3 protein-coding genes are annotated in these 3,804 nt (G+C 44.2%); 1 reads left to right on the top strand and 2 read right to left on the bottom strand.

Going from position 1 to position 3,804, the window contains the following annotated elements; translation table 11 throughout:
* A partial coding sequence (locus F6K38_RS37070; protein WP_287360003.1) for a DUF512 domain-containing protein occupies positions 1 to 917 on the top strand: 917 nt, incomplete at its 5' end.
* A gap of 153 nt (positions 918 to 1,070) precedes the next feature.
* Here F6K38_RS37070 and F6K38_RS37065 read toward each other — a convergent pair.
* On the bottom strand, positions 1,071 to 1,367 hold the full coding sequence (locus F6K38_RS37065) for a hypothetical protein (protein ID WP_287255373.1): 297 nt from the start codon (positions 1,365 to 1,367) through the stop codon (positions 1,071 to 1,073).
* A 561-nt stretch (positions 1,368 to 1,928) separates the two neighbouring features.
* Entirely contained in the window at positions 1,929 to 3,413 is a 1,485-nt protein-coding gene (locus F6K38_RS37060; protein ID WP_287255374.1) for an MAC/perforin domain-containing protein, read from the bottom strand.
* Positions 3,414 to 3,804 lie beyond the last annotated feature (391 nt).

The raw sequence follows: 3,804 nt of genomic DNA, 5'->3' as shown, positions 1-3,804 counted from the left end.
GGATGCGTCTATCTCCTCTTTATGTTTCGGTTCATGCTACTGAACCGGATGTGCGCATACGGTTACTGAAAAATCCTCGGGCTGGGCAAATTTTAGAGCAGTTAAGGTGGTTTCAGGAGCGACGGCTGCAAATTCATGCCCAGGTAGTGGTGTGTCCTGGGATTAATGATGGCATTCACTTAGAACGTACTCTGGTAGAGTTAGCGCAATTCTATACCGGTGATCTGCCTGCAGTGGCTTCAACGGCAGTAGTACCGGTGGGATTGACTCGGTTTCGACCCCAGGAGGATGAACTAATTAGTGTTACTGGGGAGAAAGCTAGGGAAGTAATTGCTCAGGTTCAAAGGCTTCAGGAGAAATTTAAGCACCAGTTGGGGTCTACCTTTGCTTGGTTGGCCGATGAGTGGTTTTTGATTGCTAGAGAAGAGTTACCTCCAGAATCGGATTACGGAGACTACCCTCAAATTGGGAATGGTGTCGGTTCGATTCGTCTGTTCCTCAAACAATTCCAAACTGCTGCTACTCAACGGTTGCCTAAGGGTCTAGAAATCCCCCGGCAGGGGACTTGGGTGGTGGGTAATGCGGTGGAAAAAGCTTTTGAACCTGTGGTAGAGCGGTTCAATGCTGTGGCAGGATTGCAGATTAACATGGTGGCGTTATCTAGTGATTACTGGGGTCAGGAGATAACGGTTACTGGGTTGCTGACTGGACAGGATTTACTGAAGGGATTAACAGGGAAAGATTTAGGAGAAATGATTCTGTTACCTGGGTTGATGCTTAAGCATGGTGATACCCGGTTTCTGGATGATATGACTGTGGCAGAAGTTGCTGATCAGCTCAAGACTCCGATTATTCCGGTTAATGGTATTGAGGAATTGATCGATGGGGCTGTTGGGAAGTTAGAAGTTAGAAGTTAGAAGTTAGAAGTTAGAAGTTAGAAGTTATAATTTAGAATTTAGAATTGGGGATAGATAATGGAGAAGAACCAATTTAAAGGCACATCAGATTATCTATAGTTTAGAATTCAAAATTATTAACTAAAATTAGATAACAACTCAGACAAATTTATTCTATTCCTTGAGATTTTCAACACTAGTCTGGATATCCTGATACACCTCACGCAGATACTCGATTAATTCCTGTTGAGACATCTCACGAATCTGCAATTCTCTGATCACGAATGCCAACTGTTGCAGAGAATTGTTGTGAATTTCAGTAAATGCCTGATCCTTTAACTGCTGCTGCAAGCGGAGTCGCTCAGACAACAGATGCACTTGCTGCTGTAATTTTAGATATAAAGATAAAATGTGCAGGTTCAATCCTACTGTGAAAAGTAGTAGAATTCCCTGCACTGTGGATAATAACATTAGAGCTTAGGATTGATGTGATAGTCAACTATTTAATGGGACAAAGTTTGGCGTTGCTGAATAAAGGAATGAATGCGCGATCATCCGGTTTTGCTAAAGCCCCCTAAATCCCCCAACTTTGCGGTGCGACCCAAGGGCGATTTACTCGCCCATTGGAAAGCGCACCGGAAGGGACTTTCATAGTTTTGTTCCCCCCAAGCGAGCAATCCCTCGCTTGGGGGGTTAGGGGGGCGAAACCATACCAAAATCAGCAACGCCCAAAGTTTTTATGACATCTCTCCCTAACCTGACCTTGGACGTAGTTATAAGGGTTTGAGCTTCTAGAACATCATTCGTAGGGTCAATTGGCCAGTTGATATTTGGGTGCATCTCATCTTTGTAAAAAAGAAGAGAAGTGCCGTAAGTTTCGGAAGTGTGGGAATTTTAGGCAGAGTAGGTAGTGTAGGCAGTGTCGGAATTTTATTAGAATTTTTGTCTAATTGCAAAAGTGAGATGCACCCTGATCTTTGCTAAGAGAACTGGCATCAAAGCCTTATATAGTAAGCTTTTCAGGGCTCATGTCTACCCCTCAGTTTCTTCTTCAACTTCTTTTTCCACTATAGTAGTGCGATAGAGTTTGAGGGAATTGACCTTGCCCTTTTTGCCACGGTACCCCACGCCAATGCCCGTAATCACCATATTATTATTATCATCGGGATTAAACTCAATGTCGTAGCTACTCTCAGGAGAATTTTTTTCCTCTGTACCCTGAAAAGCATATGACTTTAGGGTAGTGTCGAGATAGTTGTTCCTGGAGCTAGCAAGGGTGAGTTGTTGGCAGTGAAGCACCATTCCGTGGAAAACTTCTTCGTCGCTTAACGGTAAGAGGATTACCGTTAACCCAATGCCTGTCACTACATAGCCATCTGGGACTGTCCCTAGGATTTCGTAATCGGTCTTGTTATAGGTCACAGGATCACCCCCAGTGCCCTCAAACGCCTCCCAATCACGTTCGCCTGTAGACAGATCAAGGTAGCACACGGCAATACGAGTGAACTGCTTGTCCTCAATCAGAGCTCCAAAGCCAACTACTACGGAGCCCTCCTTGCTTCCTGAGTCTACCTCAATATCATCTCTGTTGTCATCGATAAACTCATCCGTGTCAGAGCTGGTAGTGAGCTCAGTAGTAGTATAAGAGTTCGTATATTCCTCAAGAGCCTTTTTGATGGCTTGTTCGATTTCGTCTTTGCGAGCGTCATTACCCTCCACTAACTCCGAAATTTGCTTCACGGAGTCAGAGGTAAAGCCCATGAGGACGTCATTACCAGGAACCGATGCAACCCAAGTATCAAAGCCATCCGTCAAAGTTGTGGCATCGCCACCGATGCACCAAAACTGGCCATTAGATTGCTCGCTCGTTTCCGACTCGTCCGTCTCGTAAGAATTTTCAATTTTTCCCGAGTAGTTGCCATAGTTTGCCTCTACTGCCGCTTCGGCTTTCTCGGAGCTGCTATAAATGAATTTTGAGACGCTTTGAGTATAAGACCAGCGACCGCCGAACTCAGCTTCGTAGAGAAAGTGAGTGCCGTATTTTGCCACTAAGTCCCCGGCGTCCATGTTGTAGAGGTCATCCTTGAAGTCCGGATCAAGATTATTCAGGGCATAGTTGAGATCCAGGGTCACCTTGTAGGACTTTTTATAGCCCCATTTTTCAACATGATAGAAGTAGCTGCTACTGCTGTGTGACTCTGAGTATTTAGCCGAAACTTCGGCGCTAAACAGACCAGAGTAAGCGGACAAGCTGCCAGAAGCTGACATCTCGGTGTATATATCTTTAGTACTTTCGTGAATGGTGATACCTTCATCCTTAGCGCCTTCATGATACATGACAGGAGTGCCTATGGCCTCCTTGGGGTAAGAATATTCTACACTGTTGATCGTGATTTCTGTATCTGAGTCGGGCAAAGAAAACAGTCGCTTGCCGGTATCGACAGAGTTACCGCGAGCATAGTATTCGTACAGTCTGTAGATACATCCAACATATCCGATGCCGGTTAGATCAGCCATGCTTGTCTCCTAGGGTAAACTGATTTGTTAAACTAGATATCCCGATAATATAGCAACCCTCCGATAATATAACAACCCTCTACGGACGGACAGAGCGGGTATAGCTATGCTGAAGCACTGCCGTTACCTATTTTGTTTGAAAGTCGCCCGTAAGCATTCAGCTATCAGCCGTCAGCTATCAGCTTAAGCGCTACGCGTTCAGCTCTCAGTTTTGAGCTTTGAGCTTTTAAATAAAACCAGTAAGCTGTTCGGCATTTAAATTGGTATAATAAAAATTAATAAATAACCCAATAATAGGAAATATGCCAGCAAAAAATTATCTGACACAAGAGCAAAAAACAATACTTCAAAAAGCCTTAAAAATAGAAGAAAATGGAAATATTAGAGAACG

This window comes from Moorena sp. SIO3B2 (assembly GCF_010692525.1).
In the GTDB taxonomy this organism is placed as follows: domain Bacteria; phylum Cyanobacteriota; class Cyanobacteriia; order Cyanobacteriales; family Coleofasciculaceae; genus Moorena; species Moorena producens.
The sequence above is the reverse complement of the archived record's forward strand: the minus strand, read 5'-3'. Positions and strand labels throughout refer to the sequence as shown.